20 protein-coding genes and 2 pseudogenes are annotated in these 17,635 nt (G+C 69.6%); 6 read left to right on the top strand and 16 right to left on the bottom strand.

The features are described from left to right. The 3 genes from BM362_RS50055 to BM362_RS50050 all read right to left on the bottom strand — a co-directional run. Positions 1-477: 3-hydroxyacyl-CoA dehydrogenase NAD-binding domain-containing protein (locus tag BM362_RS50055; RefSeq protein ID WP_280142750.1), on the bottom strand; the 477-nt coding region annotated here is incomplete at its 3' end. Continuing rightward, entirely contained in the window at positions 426-578 is a 153-nt protein-coding gene (locus tag BM362_RS50730) for a hypothetical protein (protein WP_425285736.1), read from the bottom strand. The genes BM362_RS50730 and BM362_RS50055, both read right to left, overlap by 52 nt. 28 nt (positions 579-606) lie before the next feature. Further along, entirely contained in the window at positions 607-780 is a 174-nt protein-coding gene (locus BM362_RS50050) for a 3-hydroxyacyl-CoA dehydrogenase NAD-binding domain-containing protein (RefSeq protein ID WP_280142748.1), read from the bottom strand. Between the two features lie 116 nt (positions 781-896). On the opposite strand from BM362_RS50050, the gene BM362_RS48420 reads away from it, so the two are divergent. Further along, on the top strand, positions 897-1,181 hold the full coding sequence (locus tag BM362_RS48420; RefSeq protein ID WP_208865371.1) for a hypothetical protein: 285 nt from the start codon (positions 897-899) through the stop codon (positions 1,179-1,181). Between the two features lie 122 nt (positions 1,182-1,303). Here BM362_RS48420 and BM362_RS29435 read toward each other — a convergent pair whose 3' ends face one another. From BM362_RS29435 to BM362_RS29410, 6 genes are all read right to left on the bottom strand, one after another. Further along, positions 1,304-2,080 carry a helix-turn-helix transcriptional regulator gene (locus tag BM362_RS29435; protein WP_232791854.1) on the bottom strand — a complete coding sequence of 259 codons (777 nt, stop codon included), beginning with the start codon at positions 2,078-2,080 and terminating at the stop codon, positions 1,304-1,306. Beyond that, a complete protein-coding gene (locus BM362_RS29430) occupies positions 2,044-3,150 on the bottom strand; it encodes a polyprenyl synthetase family protein (RefSeq protein WP_067588539.1) in 1,107 nt (368 codons plus the stop codon). Before BM362_RS29430 ends, BM362_RS29435 begins: the two co-directional genes overlap by 37 nt. Then, entirely contained in the window at positions 3,147-3,959 is an 813-nt protein-coding gene (locus tag BM362_RS29425) for an oxygenase MpaB family protein (protein WP_067588541.1), read from the bottom strand. Before BM362_RS29425 ends, BM362_RS29430 begins: the two co-directional genes overlap by 4 nt. Next, on the bottom strand, positions 3,956-5,365 hold the full coding sequence (locus BM362_RS29420) for an NAD(P)/FAD-dependent oxidoreductase (RefSeq protein ID WP_143132510.1): 1,410 nt from the start codon (positions 5,363-5,365) through the stop codon (positions 3,956-3,958). The genes BM362_RS29425 and BM362_RS29420 overlap by 4 nt, the downstream gene beginning before the upstream one ends. Continuing rightward, complete coding sequence (locus tag BM362_RS29415) at positions 5,344-6,123, bottom strand: tRNA-dependent cyclodipeptide synthase (RefSeq protein WP_067588543.1); 780 nt, start codon at positions 6,121-6,123, stop codon at positions 5,344-5,346. Before BM362_RS29415 ends, BM362_RS29420 begins: the two co-directional genes overlap by 22 nt. 403 nt (positions 6,124-6,526) lie before the next feature. Further along, positions 6,527-7,426 carry a helix-turn-helix domain-containing protein gene (locus BM362_RS29410; protein ID WP_232791855.1) on the bottom strand — a complete coding sequence of 300 codons (900 nt, stop codon included), beginning with the start codon at positions 7,424-7,426 and terminating at the stop codon, positions 6,527-6,529. Positions 7,427-7,937: 511 nt separating this feature from the next. Here BM362_RS29410 and BM362_RS29405 point away from each other — a divergent pair. Then, complete coding sequence (locus tag BM362_RS29405; protein ID WP_143132509.1) at positions 7,938-8,333, top strand: cupin domain-containing protein; 396 nt, start codon at positions 7,938-7,940, stop codon at positions 8,331-8,333. A gap of 250 nt (positions 8,334-8,583) precedes the next feature. Here BM362_RS29405 and BM362_RS49395 read toward each other — a convergent pair. After that, positions 8,584-8,883: pseudogene (locus BM362_RS49395) on the bottom strand (hypothetical protein); the annotation flags it as partial. A 14-nt stretch (positions 8,884-8,897) separates the two neighbouring features. Here BM362_RS49395 and BM362_RS50725 point away from each other — a divergent pair. Then, positions 8,898-9,158 carry a hypothetical protein gene (locus tag BM362_RS50725; protein ID WP_067588547.1) on the top strand — a complete coding sequence of 87 codons (261 nt, stop codon included), beginning with the start codon at positions 8,898-8,900 and terminating at the stop codon, positions 9,156-9,158. 57 nt (positions 9,159-9,215) lie between these two features. Here BM362_RS50725 and BM362_RS50720 read toward each other — a convergent pair. The 6 genes and pseudogenes from BM362_RS50720 to BM362_RS29370 form a co-directional block, all read right to left on the bottom strand. Then, a pseudogene (locus BM362_RS50720) lies at positions 9,216-9,347 on the bottom strand (hypothetical protein); the annotation flags it as partial. Positions 9,348-9,544: 197 nt separating this feature from the next. Continuing rightward, positions 9,545-10,750, bottom strand: a complete 1,206-nt coding sequence (locus BM362_RS29390; protein ID WP_198545492.1) for a beta-ketoacyl-[acyl-carrier-protein] synthase family protein — start codon at positions 10,748-10,750, stop codon at positions 9,545-9,547. Then, a complete protein-coding gene (locus BM362_RS29385) occupies positions 10,750-10,980 on the bottom strand; it encodes an acyl carrier protein (RefSeq protein WP_093575345.1) in 231 nt (76 codons plus the stop codon). The genes BM362_RS29390 and BM362_RS29385 overlap by 1 nt, the downstream gene beginning before the upstream one ends. Before the next feature lie 26 nt (positions 10,981-11,006). Further along, entirely contained in the window at positions 11,007-12,002 is a 996-nt protein-coding gene (locus BM362_RS29380) for a beta-ketoacyl-ACP synthase III (RefSeq protein WP_093575323.1), read from the bottom strand. After that, the gene (locus tag BM362_RS29375; protein ID WP_093575322.1) at positions 11,999-12,472 is read right to left on the bottom strand and encodes an SRPBCC family protein; all 474 of its coding nucleotides are present in this window, start codon (positions 12,470-12,472) and stop codon (positions 11,999-12,001) included. Before BM362_RS29375 ends, BM362_RS29380 begins: the two co-directional genes overlap by 4 nt. Next, the gene (locus BM362_RS29370; protein WP_093575321.1) at positions 12,454-14,139 is read right to left on the bottom strand and encodes an aldehyde dehydrogenase family protein; all 1,686 of its coding nucleotides are present in this window, start codon (positions 14,137-14,139) and stop codon (positions 12,454-12,456) included. The genes BM362_RS29375 and BM362_RS29370 overlap by 19 nt, the downstream gene beginning before the upstream one ends. 1,076 nt (positions 14,140-15,215) lie before the next feature. Here BM362_RS29370 and BM362_RS29365 point away from each other — a divergent pair. Genes BM362_RS29365 through BM362_RS29355 form a run of 3 tightly spaced genes read left to right on the top strand, consistent with a single transcriptional unit; the run spans position 15,216 to position 17,600 of the window. Next, positions 15,216-16,211 (top strand): 3-oxoacyl-ACP synthase III family protein, encoded by a 996-nt coding sequence (locus BM362_RS29365; RefSeq protein ID WP_167545480.1) that lies wholly within the window; start codon positions 15,216-15,218, stop codon positions 16,209-16,211. Between the two features lie 37 nt (positions 16,212-16,248). Next, a complete protein-coding gene (locus tag BM362_RS29360) occupies positions 16,249-16,632 on the top strand; it encodes a lipocalin-like domain-containing protein (RefSeq protein ID WP_067588561.1) in 384 nt (127 codons plus the stop codon). Beyond that, entirely contained in the window at positions 16,629-17,600 is a 972-nt protein-coding gene (locus BM362_RS29355; protein ID WP_167545479.1) for an acyltransferase domain-containing protein, read from the top strand. Before BM362_RS29360 ends, BM362_RS29355 begins: the two co-directional genes overlap by 4 nt. Positions 17,601-17,635 lie beyond the last annotated feature (35 nt).

Genomic DNA, 17,635 nt, shown 5'->3' with positions numbered 1-17,635 from the left:
GCCCTGGCCGAGGTAGCTCGCCTTGAACCACGCGGCGATCCGCTGCTGATCCTCGTCGCCGTGCCACGCGATGCCGCACGGCGCGCTCAGCCCGACGACGCCGAAGATCTCGAAAGTCCCCCTCGGCAAGCCGGTGCCGAGACGCCGGACCTCGTCGATGACCTCCAGCTCCGCAGAGCCGCCGAAAGCAAGGTCCTGCACGGCGCAGAGGGACGGCCCGAGGACAGAGACCAGCGTCCCCCTCGGCTTCTCCTTCCGGATCGGAACCATCCCGATCCCGGCGGCGAAGGCGAGAAACGTGTCCACGACAACCGGATCCGCGTCGGTCGTCGCCATCACCTCGGCGATGATGAACCTCCACACCTCGTACGCCAAGTGCAGGCCGGCGAACCGGGCCGCACGGCCGGTGAAGTCCTTCAGCGCGCTCAACGGCAGCGTCGAGGAGTTCGAGGCGAAGATCGTCTTCGCCGGCGCCAGGCGCGCGAAGCTCTGCTGCCTATCTCCAGCACCTCCGGAACCGCTTCGATCACGAGGTCCGCGTCCGAGACCGCTGCAGCAAGGTCGGTGAAGGCCCCGATCCGAGCGAGCGCCGCCTGTGCCTCGCCTTCAGAGCCGTCGCCCCCGCTCGTAGATGGCGGCGAAGCGCTCCTTCGCCTCGGCGATGACCGCGTGGTCGATGTCGTAGGCGGATACTCGGAAGCCGCTGTAGGCAGCCTGGTAAGCGATCTGCGAACCTAGCACTCCGGTGCCGAGCACAGTCAGCTGCTTGATGTCCGTCACGATCCTGTCTCACGCCTCAGTTCTTTGCGTGCAGCCCGCGGTCCCGGCCGTCACCCAGATCTGCACGACGCAACTTCGCAGGTGCCGGGAACGCCGAGGGCAACGGGGAACGTCTCGTGGAACACCGTCAGGAACGACTCCCTCGTCGAGGCCGCGGCGACATCGGCACGGTCAACGAATGGCCATGCCCCGCCTTGGCACCGGCCCGGATTCTCGAATGCGGAAGAAAACCGTGGAACCTTGGAGTTTCAGGACAGGAAGACGGTCTGGCCGGATCGACGGAGGCGGTCAAGAGGCGGCGCGCCTGCGAAGAGGCGGGCGTGCAGGAACTGATCGTGTACTTCGAAGGTCCCACGAGCACAGCGCAGGTGGAAGAGTTCGCCCGGCTCTTCGTGAGCTGAGGGTCGGCACTCCCCGTCGCCGTTTCGCGGCTCCCCGGCACGGAACCTGTGGTCGCCAGGGCCCCGCCCGCGCAACAGCGGCGCCGGCGGGGCGGCATGATGCACCCGACGTGCCCGGGGAATCAGATGATTCCGCGCCGGATCGCGTACGCCACCGCGTGCGAGCGGTTGCGGAGGCCATAGCGGTCCATCACCTCCCTGATGATGTTCTTGATCAGGCTGCGCGAGTAAACGAGTTCGGCAGCGATCTCGTCGGTGTCGCAGCCCTCGGCCAGCAACCGGAGCACTTCACGCTCGCGTGCCGAAACCCCGCTCAGCATGATGCCCCTCGGTTTCAGCACTTCGTTGACTACCCGGTCCAGCTCCGCGAGCAGGCACGCCTGCAGCGGCGGGGGCAGGTCGACCGCGCCCCGGCTGACTCCGGCGATCGTCCGGATCAAGGCACCGGTGTCGATTTCGCCGCGCGGCAGCAATGCGGCCAGACCGCACCCGATCGCGGGGAGCAGCAGGCTCTCCGGGCAGTCGTCGGCGACGATCACGCACCGCGGGGGTGTCTTCAGCGGTGACGCGGCACGAATCCGTTCCGGCAGTGCCAGAGTTTCACCGCGCACGGACTCCTCGATCAACAAGATCACGTCGGCCGCCGCGAATTCGGACGCCTCGGTGAGCAGCTTGAAGCGACGTTCGGCCGCCAGGAGGCGCGTCATGCCGAGCTTGCTCATGACGTCCGAGGAGTGCACCGCGACCGCGACGGACGCCCTTGCCGCGGTTTCTGACGAGCCAATCGAATTATTCATCCAGCGATTCCCCTGACGGGCGCCGCCGATTGAAGATGATGCTTCCGCGGCGGCCCGGCAGCACTTCATTCCTGCGTCTTCTTCTGCGGATCGGCGTGGCACGGGGTGCTTTCGGCCGCCATCGCGCCCGGCGGGCCCGACCCCGGCGCGGCCGCGCGACCGTCGCCGGTTCCGGTCCGCAGTGCGGGATCGGCGAGGATGTGATCGGCGAGGTCGAGGAGATTGCGGCGGGCCCGGGGGTTGGCGTTGGAGAGGTTGAGGCGCTGGACGGCGGTGGCGCGGGCGTGCGCGACGGCTCGGCGGGTGGCTTCGCGTGCGGTCGTCTGGCTGATGAGCTGGACGGCGAGCTGGGTTTGTTCGGGGGTGAGGTCGGCGGGTTGGCGGTAGAGGGCCCGCAGCCGGCGCGCCGGCGCGGTGGCTTCGGCGAGGGCGACGGTCACGGGGAAGGTTTTCTTGCGGGAGCGCAGGTCGGAGGCGGCGGGTTTGCCGGTGTCGGCGCAGGAGCTCCAGATGCCGTGGTAGTCGTCGAGGATCTGGAAGGCGATACCGAGGTGGCGGCCGAAGCCGCCGAGGGCTTCGAGCTGGCCGGCGCCGGCGCCGGCCAGCAGCGCTCCGAGTTCGCAGGCGGCTTGCATGAGCACGGCGGTTTTGCCGGTGGCCATGGCGGTGTAGTGGTCGGTGGGGACGTGCTGGCGGGTTTCGAAGGCGACGTCGAGGACCTGGCCGGCGACCAGGTCGTGCAGGGTGCGGGCGAGGCAGGCCAGGGCGAGGTCGGCGCGGCGGGGGACGCGGGCGAGGGTTTCCAGGGCGAGCGCGGTCATGGCGTCGCCGGCCAGGACAGCGGTGCCGACGCCGCAGGCGCGCCAGGCGGCGGGCCGGTGCCGCCGGGTCTCGTCGCGGTCGATGATGTCGTCGTGCAGGAGCGAGGCGTTGTGGACCAGTTCGACTGCGACGGCGGCGGGCAGCCCTGCGTCGAGGTCCCCGCAGCCGTCCGCGCAGAGCAAGGCCAGGGCCGGGCGCAAAGCCTTCCCCGCCCGGCCTTCGCGATCGAGGCCGAGTTGGTGGCGGACGGCGCCCAGCACCGGTTCGGGCAGCGGTTCCACTGCTTCGGCGAGACAGCGGACCGTGCGGGCGGCGAGGTCGGCCAGAAGGCCGGCGACGGGGGTCGTCATGAGGGTTCGGGCAGGAACCGGGCCAGAGCGTCCCAGACCGCGGGCGGCACGGCGGCGGCCACGGGACCGGCCAGGCCGAGCGCGCGGTCGAGGACGTGGTCGGTGGCTGGCGGCCCGGCGACGCCGTAGAGGGCGCGAGCCCACGGCGGCAGCATGGCGTAGGCGGCGAGCGCGACCGGCGTCAGGGCCGGAACGAGCAGGTTGAAAGGCTGAGGGAGCTTCGGAGCGAGCAGGTACGCGGCGACGCTGGTGGCTTCTTTGGTGACGTGCAGTTCGGCGCGGACGCCGTCGTAGTAGTTCGCCACGGCCGATGCGCTGTCGGGCACGCTGTCCGGGTCGAGGCCGACCAACGCGGCGCGGGCGGTTTGCTCGGCGTAGTAGGCGTCGACCCGCCGCGGGCTCAATTCCAGCCCGCAGCGAAGCGCGGCGTCCAAATAGGACTCTGTTTCCACGACGTGGACCCAGCGCAGCAGGGATGGCGTGTCCAAGCGGTATTCCTCGCCGGTGACCGGATCGTAGGCGGTCAGGGCCGAGTGCGCGGCCCTGACCCGGGCACCGGCGGCGCGCGCCTCGGCGACCGTGCCGGTGGTGGTGTCTCGCACGTAGCGGCGGAGGGCGGCGAGACGTTCCAGCGGCCGTTGCCGGTAGCCGCTGTTCTGTGTCACCGCCGCGACCGCCCGGGGGTGCAGCGCTTGCAGGAACAGCGCACGGAAGCCGCCGAGCACGCAGAACGGTTCCACGATCACCTGCCGGGTCGCCGAATCCGCGCTGTACATCGGCTCCTCGGCCCCGCGGTGCTCCCGGGTCATGACGGCCTCCTCGGACTCGATAGCGGTTCAGGCGCGCGACAGTCCCCGGAGCCGGCCGGGACTGCGCGGCGGTCGAGCAAGACGCGCAACAGCACGGCGGGATGGGCCAACGCCGCCGGACCCGCGACCATGGTCATCACCCTGGCGAAGCGGAGGAAAACGGCGGGGACGCGCGGGATGAGGAAGTACAGCCGCCGCAGGTACCAGAGCGCGGCGCGGGCCGCGAGGGGCTTCGGGCCGGGCTGCCAGCCGCGGTCGGCGGCAGTGGCCAGCAGCCACGGTCCCAGGGTGAGACTGCCCAGCCGGCGCTGGAACCGTTTCTCCAGCCCGGCCTGGCCGGCCCGGCGGTCCAGCAGGTCGTCGAGCAACTGGGCCTCCGCCGCCGCCACGGCCATCCCTTGCCCGTAGACGGGGTTGAAGGCGCAGACCGCGTCGCCGAGGGCGAGCAGCCCGTCCGGCCAGCGGCGCAGGCGGTGATAGTGCAGGCGTCGGTTGACCGCGTGGGAGTAGCGGAAGATCGAGGGCTGCGGGCTGCGGGTGGCGACGGCCTCGGCCAGGCCGCCGTCCAGCGAGCCGAGGAAAGCAGCGAACTCGGCGTCGGTACGCGGGGGACGTTCGTGGACAGCCTGCAAAGCGACGAGCAACCGCCCGTGCTCGACAGTGGTGGCGAAGCAGCCGCGCCGGCCGTGCGGGGCGGCCAGCATCTGCACCACGTTCCGGTCCCCGGGCGCGGTACCGGGCGCGGGCACGTAACTGCGGGTGGCGTAACCGATCCCCGGGTCCACTGTGCTTCGGCGCGGCACCGGAAAGCCAAGGCGGGCAAGCCAATCCGGCAGCTTCGACGAACGGCCGCTGGCGTCGACCACGAGGTCCGCGGCGACTGTGACGCACTCCGACGGCCGTGATTCCCGGACTGCCGCGCGGATCCCGGTCACTTGCCTGCCGGTGGCGTCGGTGAGCAATCCCGTCACCCGGTAGCCGCATCGCACGACGACCGGCCCCAGCGCGCGCACCCGCCGTCGCAGGACGTCCTCCAGCAACGGCCTGCTGACCGGCTGGGCCAGAATCCCCGACGGCATGCTGCGCGGCGACCCGGCGGGGAACCGGAAACGGACGTCCTGGCAGAAGTCGATCACCGGTGCCCCGTTGGCGGCCAGTTCGTCGCGCAATCCGGGAAACAGGCTTTCGAGCGCCTCCGCTCCGCGGGTCAGCAGGCCGTGCGGATGGCGATCCTGCGGCGTCCCCGGCCGGGACCGGGGACTGTCGGGCAACCGGTCGCGTTCGATGAGCGTGACCGTGGCGAAATGACCGGCCAGCACCCGAGCCGCCAGCAACCCGGCGATGCCCGCCCCGATCACCACCGCGTGGTCGCGCCCCGCGCCCATCACGGTTCGCCGATCCCGCACGACGGCTTCGCCTCGCCCGGCGGGCTGACCTCGTCCGGGGCGTCGACGAGCATGAATCCCTGGTGGTCGGGGCTGGCTCCGCCGGGCGGGTAGAGGTAGGGCGCGAAGGCGGGCACCACCCGGTAGGCCACCACGGATTCCGTCACGCCCAGCACGCCCGGGGTGTCGGCGAACCAGGGCAGCTCGATGTCCAGGTACTCCGCGCCGGCGGCCAGCTGCGCCGGATCGGGCTGCCAGCCTTCGGGCATGCGGGCGGTGAGCACGTCGAGCACCATGCGGCGGCACGTGGCTTCGAACGCGGGGTTCTCCCTCCGGGCCTGGGCGAGGCCGGCCCGAATCCGCCGGTAACCGGGCTGGCCGACCGCGTGGTCCAGGTAACGGACCCGCACGGGCGTGCCCTGGAGTTCGGCGCGAGCCAGCGCCCGGGCGATCCGGTTTTCCATCTGCCGCACGTCCCGTTTGGCTCTTCTGCGCGCGTGTCCCTCGTCGTATCCCCGTCCGAGGTAGGTGCAGGCCGCCATCGGCACGTCGGCGGTGAGCAGGTCCACCGCGCGGAACCGGGCGCATCCCCATCGGATCATCCGCACGAGGCGGTCTTCCGAGAAGTACCCGTTCCCGGGCGATACCGCGAACGCCAGGTGCTCGCCGCGTTCGACCAGCCGGGAACAATTGCCGGTGAACGGCCGCCACCGCAGAATCCCGTCCGTCGCAGCGGGAAGCGCCGAGTCGTGTTCCGGAGCGAGCTGCCAGTCCCTCACCTGGTCACCTCCGCGGGAACCGGGCCCGGCCGGGCGCCGTCCCGGTGGAAGAAACTGCCGCCGTGCCCGACGGCGCAATAGGGATCCGCGGGTTGCGCGCTCGCGCGAAAATCCGCGTGGACAAGCGAGGGCATCGGCCATCGAGCCTTTCCGTGCATGTTTTTTCGGCATTGTCCGGCCGCCGCCGGCGGGCAGGACGAATCACAACCGGCCAGCGACGACTCCGCACGATGCGGAGAACCGGGCGGGAAGCCCGTCAACCACTCACCGACCGCGGTGCGGCCGGTGCGGCAGGCACCGGCGCCGGATCACGGCGCGAGGTGCGGGCGTGGTTGCGAGGCACGAGCTGAACGTAGGCGACTCGGAACGCTGCGTACATGCGCTGGATTGCCGGAGCCGTCGATCAAGAATTGCGGTACTCCGACGGCCGGACGCCGATCTGGCCCAGGAAAGCCGTCGACAGCGATCCGGGGCTGCCGAAACCACTGCGTTCGGCGATCTGCGCGATCGTCAGGGTGCTGTCGCGCAGCAGCCTCCGCGCCCGCTCGATGCGAAGCCGGGTGAGATAACGGTGCGGCGTCTCGCCGGTGGCCGCCCGGAAAACCCGGATCAGGTGGTAGACGCTCAGGTGCGCCTCCTCGGCGATCTCGGCCAGCGTCAGAGGCTCGGCCAGCCGGTCCTGCATGACGGCGGTGGCCGCGCGGACCGCGGGGTGCTCGCGCCCGGGCGGGCGCAGCCGGTCTCCCCGGGCGAGCAGATGCGTCGCCAGAAACGTCGCGGCGGACTCCGCGTACACCTCGTTCGCGCTGCTCGCCGCGGGCAAGGCGCGCACGAGATGCTCCGCCACCGGATCGCCCTTGCTCACCCTGTCGGCCACCGCTTCGAAATCCGGGGGCGGCCCGCCCAGCTCCGCCACGACCCGCGCGACGGTCCCGGACGGGATGTGCACCTGGATGGTCCGCATCGGCCCGCTCGCCCGATACCCGCGCACGACCGGCTGGCCCGGCAGCAGCAGTTCCATCGTCCCCGGATTCCAGCGCCTGCGGACCGTTCCTCCCCCGACGCGAGTCCACATGAGAACCTCCCCGGCCACGCACAGGACCAGATGCACGTCCGCCACTCCGGGCAGGGAAAGTTCTTCGACCTCGGTTTCATGGTCGAAGCACTGCACCAGCAGCGAACGCCACCCCGCGTCGGTCCAGCTGCAATAACTCCGGCGCACCGGAGCGGATTCACCGAAGTCCGCCTCGTAAGGCGCGAGATCGAAATCGGGCAAGTCGTACACGTTATCCGAGGTCCTCACAGGTTGATCTTGGCCTGTGACCAGATCTTGCCTGCTGGTGATCAATTACGGAAGACTGTCCGCACGGTCGCGGCGGCAAAGCTGCCGCGCGATGCGGTGACGCGGCCAGAAACGGTTTACCCCGCCGACGACGCATTCCCCGCCGAGATCCGAAAAGCCACCGGGAACGGATGCCGGCAGTCCTGTCGGGGACCAGGGCCAGGCCCAATCCTGTTTCCTTCGCCACTGCGCGGCGTCTCGTGCCAGGTCAATCCCGCCAGATCGTCTCTCGACCAAAGCGCCCCGGCTTGACCGTGAACGTGTCCGCCGTGCAGAGCCTGCGCACCTGCAGCCCGAAACGGACAGCTGCGAGCGATGCATGCGGCCCTGTCTTCTCGAATCCGCCACGGACCGGTTGGCCAAGAGCCGCGAGATCACCTCCCGCTTCGGCACAAGACCAGGAACCATCCCCGTTGCCGCCGAGGAAACGCTGATTGCGCGGTCGAAGCGTGGAATCGCACGTCTCGACATTGTGCCGACCCGCTCGTGCTCTTTTTCCCTCCCCGACAAGGAGTCCGCTCATAATGACCGATCCAGTCCCTACCCGGTCTCCGCGCACATCCTCGTCCCGGATGCCGGCCCGCAGGGCCCCGCGATCACCACCGGGGTGCGCGGCAGCCGTTCCCTCGGCGTCGGCTACGTCGCCATGAACCCCCGTCTCCGCACGCACGCGCACCGCGACCGCGCCAGCGACATCGTGGTCACCGTGGTCTCCGGAACCGCGGCCACCGTTTACGGCGAGGAACTCCAGCACAACGCCGGTGACTCCATGCTCATCCCCGCGGGCACGCCGCGGTCAACCTCTCCGGCGAGGTCGCCCACGCCGTCGAAACCCGCACCGACCCCCATTTCCACGGTGCCGACGTAGGCCGAGATCCGGTGAACTACCCGGTTCTCGCACGCGGACACGCGAAGTCGCAAACAGCAGGCGCACCGCTCCGCGTCCACTGGAAACACCACATCGACCCGGCGCAGCTCAGCGACATGCCCGTGGAATTGACACCGCGATACGCCTGGCACACCGCACCCGCCACCAAAGCGGCTCGACGCGTCCGGCGAAACTCGATGAACTGCTGGCTGTCCTGCGCGCCGACGAGGTCACCACAGGCACCGCTGCGGCGGTAGTGGGTGTGGTTGCGGAGCATGGCGAACAAGACGTCGCAGCGTCGGCGGGCCTGGCAGATGCGGCGTTGTGTTTCTTGCCTTCGGCACTCCTCCTGTCGTAGTAAGCCCTGCTGGCGGGCTCGGACGGTGCGGCGAAGGCTGCAAGGAAGAACGCGCGTTTGACCAGACCGGAACCGCCGACCGACACACTCACAGAGTCTGCGGTTGCCGGTGCGGGCGGGGTGCTCGCCTTTGATGCCGGTTCCCGAGGCGCGGGTGGCGGGGGCGATGCCAGCGCAGGCAGCCAGGCTGGCGAAGTTCGAGGAGGATGCGGGCTGCGATCCTGAACTCCGATGCCGGGCATCGGCGTCTGAATGTCAAGTGGGCTGCAGGACACCTGTACGGCCGCACTCCGCGCCAGGCGCTCGAATTCCTCGCACGCGGCAACGAGGCGTGGCGGATCGCCACCTCGGTTCGCTCCGTGGAAACGCACCTGGACTTGACACGCTTGGCTTACGCCGTCCAGGTGCTGACGGCGGGGTGCGCCGAGTTCCACGGTGAGCCCGGCCGCCAGCTCGTCACGGTCTGAGATCCCTCCGAAACGCGCACGCTGGCGGAAGCGCGCGCCATCGCCGCGGAGACGGACGTGCGGTTCGGGGGCACCGGCCGCGGCCAGCGTGTAGCCGGCCTCGTAACCGGGGGTGAAGACATCGATCGTGTCGAAGTGCCGGTAGCACCACGAAACCAGATCGCGCACCAGAGCGGGTTTGCAGCAGCTGTTGAACGGACTTCAACGCGGTGAGACCGTGCCCGGCGCGGTCGGCGATCCGGCGGCATCGGGCGGTGACCGTGCCGATGGTGAACAGTCCGCTTTCGCGGAGGATCCCGGCTGTCCCGATCATGTGATCAGCATCGACCGCTCCGCACGCGGTCGCTTCCCGAAGTTGGCCACATGATCGGCCTCGATTCCGTTCCCTATGCCGGGGCTATCGCGAGCACCGCGTTCTGCCCGCCGAAACCGAAGGAGTTGCTGAGCGCCAGCTCGATCCTGACGGGGGTCGCCGCGGTGGCCACGTCGAGGTCGATCTCCGGATCCCGGCGTTCCAGGTTCGCAGTCGGGGGGACGATGCGGTTCTCGGTCGAGAGCACCGCGTACACGGCCTCGACCGCGCCTGCGGCACCGAGCAGATGTCCCGTCACGCCCTTCGTCGAAGTCACCAGTGGCCGGTGGGGCAGGGTCCTGGCGAGCATGACCGCTTCGGCGCGGTCGTTGGCCGGAGTGGACGTTCCGTGGGCGTTGACATGGGATACTTCGCACGGGCCGGCGCCGGCGTCGGCCAGCGCGGCGAGCACAGCGGCCTCGCCGCCGCGTCCGCGTGGTTCGGGCTTGGTGATGTGGTGCGCGTCAGCGCTCGCCCCGTGCCCGAGGACGCGAGCGTGCGCGGTGGCACCCCTCGCCCGCGCGTCCGCGGACCGCTCCAGCACGAGTACACCCGCGCCTTCCCCGGCTACGAACCCGTCGCGGTCCGCGTCGAACGGGCGGGAGGCCCGGTGCGGTTCGCCGAACCGCTCCGACAACGCGCCCATCCTGGCGAACCCGGTCACCGCCAACGGCGTCAGCATCGCCTCGCTGCCCCCGGCCAGCACGAGGTCGCAGCGATCGAGTGCGAGCAGATCGCACGCCACACCCACCGCCGTGGCACCGGAAGCGCACGCGGTGGCCACGACGAGATTCGGTCCCCGCGCGCCGAACTGCATCGCCACTTGCCCGGCCAGCATGTTGGGCAACTGCATCGGCAACAGCAGCGGGGACACCCGGTGCGCGCCTTCGCCGAGGTAAACCCGATGCTGCGCTTCCACGGTTCCCGGGCCGCCATCGGCGCAGCCGAGTACCACACCCACGCGAGCGCCGTCCCAGGTTTCCGGGTCCAACCCGGCGTCGGCGATCGCCTCCCCCGCCGCCACGAGCGCGAACTGGGCGAACCGGTCCAGGCGGAGTGCGCGACGCGGCCCCAACAGCTCGTCGGCGTCGAAACCGGGCACCCGGCAGGAAAGCTGCGAGACCGCCGCGTCCCACGCGGCGGTCGGCTCCCCCGCGCACACCGCGGCCCAGTTCGCCGCGACACCGATACCGGCCGGAGTCACCAGGCCGAGGCCGGTGACCGCCACCTCGGTCCCCATCAGACCTTCGTGCTCCGCCGCGCCATCAGCTCGGCGAGGTCGCCGAGCGTGGCGGCCTGCTTGATCTCGTCCTCGCTGACCGCGACGCCGAGTTCCTTCTCCAGCACCATGGACAGCTCGACGATGGCCAGCGAGTCGAGATCGACACCGTCCGGTGTCGCGCCGGGGCTGATCTCGGCCGGCGGGATCTTCAACTTGCCGACCAGAATTTCTCGCAGTACCTCGAACATGTCGATCGGTCCCTTCGCATCGTGGGTCAGCACGGGAGCAGCGCCGGCCAGGTCAAGGTCGTGGCGCCCCAGGCAAGTCCGCCGCCGAAAGCCGTCAGCAGCACGCGGTGGCCCGGTGCCACTCCGCCGTCCGCGGCGGCCTGCGCGAGCAGCAGCGGGACCGACGCCGAGCCGGTGTTGCCGACCGCGTCGATGTTGGACAGGACGCGGCAGGGCGGCAGGCCGAGTTCGGCGCCGAGCGCACCGAGAATGCGCGCGTTGGCCTGGTGCGCGGCCAGCCTGTCGACGTCGGCCAGCCGCCATCCGGCCGCGGCGACGGCTTGCCGCGAGGCCTCGGACATGCGGTTCACGGCGTGCCGGAACACCTCGCTGCCCGCCATCTGGAAGTAGTCGTCGCCGGGTGCCGCAGGGGCGCGTTGCCGGGACCCGCCCGCGGGAATCCGGATCAGGTCGCCGAAGTCGCCGTCACTGCCCAGCACCACGGGGCCCAGCGCGCCCGGCTCGTCCGCGGAACCCGCCCGCAGCACAGCGGCAGCGGCGCCGTCGCCGAAGAGGACGGCCGTCGAGCGGTCGAGCGGGTCGACGATCGAGCTGTACACCTCGCTGCCGACCAGCAGCACGCGATCGGCCGTGCCCGCCGCGACAAGACCGGATGCGACGGCGAGGCCGTAGAGGAAACCGCTGCACACCGCGGAAACGTCGAAAGCGGGCACCGGACCGAGCCCCAGCCGGGCCGCCACGGCTGGGGCGGTGGCCGGCAGCGGCCGGTCCGGTGTGGAGGTGGTGAGCACGACAGCGTCCACTTGCGACAACTCGGCGGACTTCAACGCCCGTGCGCACGCTTCGACGGCAAGATCGGACGCGGCCATCCCGTCCTGGACGGCATGGCGCTGCCGGATCCCGGTGCGACGGCGGATCCACTCGTCCGAAGTGGCCAGCCGGACTTCGATATCGGCGTTGGTCACCACCCCCGGCGGCAGCCACGCCCCGATCCCGGCGAGCACGCACGCGCGCCGGGTCATCGGTCCTGCTCCGGGTCGTCTTCGACGCGTCCTCGCGGAACCATGCCGAGCACCGCGCGCGCAATGGTCGCCGTGACAGCCGTCGCCGCGATCGGGTCCAAAAGGGACTCCATGCTGGGGATGCCGAAATCGAAGCCGGCTTCGAACCGGACGGCCACGTCGTCGCCGTCGGTCCGGAACGCCCAGCGTCCCGCGAACTCCGCGAAGTCGCCGTCTGTCAACGCGAACCGGATCTCCCCGTCCTCGCGGTGGGACCGGATCTCCTCGTTCCAGCGCAGCTTGCCCGTGCGGAAGTCGAGCCAGCGCGGCCGGACACCCGAGGTGATCACCGGTGCGGCTTCCGCCGTCCCGCCGTTCCACTCCCAGCTCGACCCGGTCTCGGGCGCGGGGAGCTCCCAGCGGAGCACGGCGTCGAAGGCCTCGTCCAGCCGCGCTCCTCCGAAGACGATGTTCAGCGCGACCGTTCGCATTCCGCCCCGTCACCTCCACCGAGTACCCTGCCGAGGATCTCGCGCTGCGGGCTGACGCCGTTGGCGATGCCCACGCCCTGCAGGTGCGTGGTCCGGAACATCGGATAGTTGGCCTCCCCGAACGCCCCGCCGGTGAGCCCGGTGCCGCCGTGGCTGGGCAGGTAGGGCAGGAAACCGATGTGGGAGTCGTTCACCTTGAGCAGCCCGCCGTTGCCGACTCCGTCGACGAACGCGTCCACCACGTCCTCCGAACGCGTCCACAAGGAGTTGCGCAGCCCGTATTCGTTGGCGTCGACGAAATCCAGCACGTGGTCCAGCAGGCCGTCGCCGAGCTCCGGTTCGGGGACGACGATCGGCAGCAACGGGAAGAAGGTCTCTTCGCGCACCACGTCGTGCTCGCGCGCGCGAGCGAGCCCGTCCACGCGGACCACGGTGGGTTCCAGGAAAACCCCGGTGCCGGACGCGGTGCCGTCCGCTTCGATCCGGTTGCCGCCGCACACCAGGCGGCTTCCGAGCCCCGTCGTCTGATCGAGAAGCGCGAAGAAGCTCTCGGTGCGGCGCACCGGGGAGAGCAGCACGTCCTCGTCGTCCGGATCCCCCGGCCTGATCCTGGCCGCCTGTGCGGCGACCAGCCCGATCAGCTCGCCGGCGATCGCCGGGTGCGCCACCACGTAGTTGGGCACCATGCAGATCTGGCCCGAGCCGTAGAAGCATTCGGCGACGGCCTCCGCCGCGTGCTCCAGGTTCGCGTCCGCCCACACCACCACGCCGTCGTTCCCGGCCAGCTCCAGCACCGGCTTCTTGCCCTTGGCCACGCACTCCTGTTCGAGCTTCAGCCCCTCCTCGACGCTTCCGATGTAGAAGATGTCGTTCACCAGCGGACTGTCCACCCACTGCCGCAGCATCCGGCCGGGGTTCCCGCAGACCAGGTTGAGCGTGCCCGGTGGCGCCCCCGCTTCGGCGAGCAGCGGAACGGCCAGCTCCCGCAACACGTACATGGTGCTCAACGCGATGCTCCTGGGCGCGCGAACCACCACCGCGTTACCCGCCATCACCATCAGCACGGCCAGCGCGGCGCTCGGTGCGGGCGCGTTCTGCGGCGGGTTGAGGCAGACCACGCCGTCCGGCCTGCGCCGCACGGCGAGACGGCGTCCGCCGTGCCCGAACTCGGCGTACATGTTCCGCTGGTACCACGAACAGCTTTCCTCGCTGTACACCTGCAGCAGGCAGCTCAGCTCCCACCGGGCGAGCGCGCGGGGATGGCCTTCCGCGACCAGCAGTTCGAGGAACTCGTCCTCGTGCTCCAGCAATTTCTTCCGGAAGGCAGCGCCCAGCTCCATCCGGCGCTCCAGCGGCACGCGCGCCCATTCCGGGGCCGCCGCGGACGCCGCGGCCAGCGCTCGCTCGACGTCCTCGTCGCCCGCGACCGCGCAGCGGCCGACCACGTAGGGATGCCGCACCGCGGCCGCGTCGGCGTTCTGCTCCAGTGCCCGTTTGAGACTGATGCTGGTGAAGGCGTCGTGCAGCAGCGAACGCGAACTGACGGTGTAGACCCAGCCGACGCCCTCGGTGTCCTCACCGGACACGTGGAGCGGATAGCTGAGCAGCGGGGCGACCCTCGAATCGTCGAGGTTCGGAGCGGGAGAGTCGACGGTTACGAGAGCCATGTATTTCTCCGGAAAAGCTCGAAAGAAAAGTTCGCCGTCACGCCGACAATTCGAGGGGACGAGCGTTCGACGGTGACGCGACCTTATGCGTTGCCGGGACGCTACCCAGCGCAGCGCCCGTTGGTCCAGAGGGAGCAGGGGCGCGCTACCGTTCGGACAGGTTCCCGAGATGAAAGTACCTTGCCCGTTGCCCCTTACCGCGAAGGCATGTACAGTGCCGCCCCCTCTGAGGTAGCCCTGGGTCAGGTGTTTCCGACTCAATTCGCTGCGCCGTCCGGGCAAGTTCGCTCCGGGGCGGACACCTGCCGTGTCATGGTGATGCGCACCGCGTGAGCGCGGTTGTTTCCTGGTAACGCGTTCCATTTCTCTGTTCGCCCCGGAGAAAAGGACTCGTGTCATGCACACGTTCCACGGCGACCCGGCCGTCCCGGAAGCATGCTGGGCTTCAGGCACGGCCACGCCGCCGTGATCGAGGCGGGTATCGCCGGTCTGCCCTCCCGCGCGCTCTCATGCGGCCGTCAGCAGAAACACTTGCGCGATCGCACACGCACTGCAGCTCCTATCACAATAAGCAGCCACAACTCGCCGCTGCATCCCGGCATGTTCGACCGGCAGCGGCGAGCTCACTCGGTCCTACCTTCGCAGGCAACCACCGCGGTTTGCGGCCCAGTACCGGACAAGTCAACCAATCCGGCGACTGCGGGCCTGCTCTTCACGCCCGGACGAGGATGACCCGCTCGACCCGCCTTCTCGTGGCGTCGCGGGCGCACACCGACGGCTGTTCGAGAACCGATCATCACCGGCGGCCCTCAGGTTCCGATTCCGCCGGTCAACGTCTCGCACCGCTTAACGCATCCGCCATCCGCACGGCTTGCCGCGCGGATGGCCAAGCACCAAAATAGGAAAACGGAGCTTGCGCGGAACACGGCGAGTCCGTTCCGCGAAAATAACGGAGGAACCCACACTCCGCAGCATCACCGAAGACGAGCGCTGCCGGCGTAAACGCGTGTTCGCCGCACTGCCCAGCGACGCACTCGCGGTCACGCGAAATCGGCCGACCCTATCCAGGAGCAGTTGTGCACCTCAGCCTCGACGAGCCCTCCGTTGGGATCCGCAGTATCGGGGCCTACACGCCACCGGACGTGGTCACCAACGAACAGATCGCGCGACCGGCCGCGACGACCGCGGAATGGATCGCCGAACGGACCGGGATCATCCAGCGCCGCTACGCCGCGAGGAGCCAGTCCACCTCGGCGATGGCCGAACCGGCGGCGCGGGACGCGCTGGAGCAGACAACCGGCCGCGTCGGCGCGCTGATCGTCGCGACCTCGACACCGGACCAGATCATGCCGCCCACAGCCACCGCCCTGCAGCGAAGGCTGGGTCTTTCTCCTGTTCCGGCGTTCGACATCAATGCGGCGTGCGGTGGCTTTCTGTACGGCATGGCACTGTGCTGCGGGCTTGTCCGCTGTCTGCCGGATGCCACGACCGTGCTCCTGGTGGGGGCCGACCAGTACAGCAAATATCTCGATTCCTCAGACCGCCGCACGGCGGCGATCTTCGGCGACGGAGCGGGCGCGGTGATTCTCGGCCCGGTCCCGCCGGGATACGGCGTGCGCGCGGTGTCATTGGCGGCTTTCGGCGATTACCACGACGCGGTCGGTATTCTCGGCTGCGGCACCCGCGAAGTCGTGACCGCGGACGTGGCGACGACGGGTCGCGCCAAGATGCGCATGAACGGCCGCGAGGTTCGCGAACTGTTCCTCCGCGAAGTACCGGAAGCCACCAGGAAGACCGTCGAAGCGGCGGGATGGCGACTGGACGAGGTCGACCGGTTCGTCTTCCACCAAGGCAACGTGCGGCTGCTGCACGACATCGCGGGCGTACTCGGCATCGATCCCGGCAAAGTCGGCGTCACCGCCGACCGGTTCGGCAACACCGGGTGCGGATCCATGCCGTTGACGCTGTACCAGATGAACCGTGCCAACCCCCTCCGCAGCGGGGAGAAAATCCTGTTCGCGGGCGCGGGCGGCGGCATGACCGCCGGCGCGCTGGCCGCGACCTGGTGGTGACGACCGCAAAAAACAACGACCGGTGAAAGGTGATCGCATGAGCGCGTCTGCATCGAGCACGGCAAACCCCGCAGTACTCGGCACCTGGCGACTGCTGTCGTTCACCGCCGAGGAGGACGGCCGAGTCGTCCGTCCGCTCGGGGAAACCTGCCGAGGACAGCTGATCTACACCGAAGAAGGCTGCGTGTCCGCCCAGCTCGCCGGCACCGAGGGATACATCGGCTACGCGGGCCGGTTCGAGTGGCGAGACGACCAGGTAGTCCATCGGACGACGCTGGCGAGTTCTCCGCAGTGGCAGGAAAAGGAACTGACCCGCGCAGCACGCCTCGACGGGGACATGCTGGAACTGCGCGCGGCACCGCAGCACGGGCAGCCCTGTCTGGTCCTGTTATGGCGGCGTGAATCCGCACAGAAGCAGTGACCGCGGACATTTCCCAGGTTCCCGGCGACGGCACGGTGTTCCTGTTCCCCGGCCAAGGCATCGACCCGAGCGGAGCGCTCCGCACCGTTTTCGACGGCACGAACCGACATCTTCCCACGAACCCCTCGACGGTCGACGCGACCATCGACGAGATCGGCGAAATCAGCGCCAGCCACGGCTACTCGCACGGCTCCGCATTGCGTGACCTGCTCCTCGGCGAACGAACACTTGAGCAGGTGCCGTACGGGACATCGACGCTCGCGCAGTTCGCCGCTTCCGTGTCTGTGTTCCGTCTTCTCGCCGATGCCGACGTGATCCCGGATGCCATCGTCGCGATGAGCCTCGGCGAAGCGGCGGCCCTGGCCTGTGCCGGTTCCTTCGACCTCGCCGAAGCGACCCGCCTGGTCTGCCTCCTGAACGACACCTACCGGAAAGCAGTCGGCCGCGGCACCATGGTGCTTGTCCACGCCGACGAAGAGACGACACGGGATCTCCTGTCCCGCACAAGTCAGGTGAGCCTGGTCATCGCCTCGGTGAACACGCCTGCTCAAGTCGTTGTCACCGGTCCCAGCGAAGCGGTAACGAAGCTGATGGCGCTGCCCGGCCCACTCCGAACGCCGCTTCCGGTGCCCTACCAGGCACACACCCCGGCACTGCGGCCATTGCGCGACGAGTTTCTTCATCGAGCGGCGGGAACGGCCCGGCGCGCCCCGCGCATCCCAGTCTGTTCCGCCGCGCGGCAACGCTGTTATGCCTGCGATGACGATCCGGTCGAAGGCATCGCCGACAATTTCGTGACGCCGGTCAACATAGTCACGGTACTGAAACCCCTGGCACCAGCGGGTTCCCGGCGGTTCTTCGAAATAGGGGCGGGCGGAAGCTTTACCCGGTGCGCGGCAGAAGTTCTCCCCGGAGCGCACACCACCGCGCCGCTCGTGTCCGGATCCGCCACCCGGCGAGCCAGGTAACGCGATCACGGCCGTTCACGACGACAGCAGTTCCG

This window comes from Amycolatopsis rubida (assembly GCF_900115345.1).
GTDB lineage: Bacteria > Actinomycetota > Actinomycetes > Mycobacteriales > Pseudonocardiaceae > Amycolatopsis > Amycolatopsis rubida.
The sequence above is the reverse complement of the archived record's forward strand: the minus strand, read 5'-3'. Positions and strand labels throughout refer to the sequence as shown.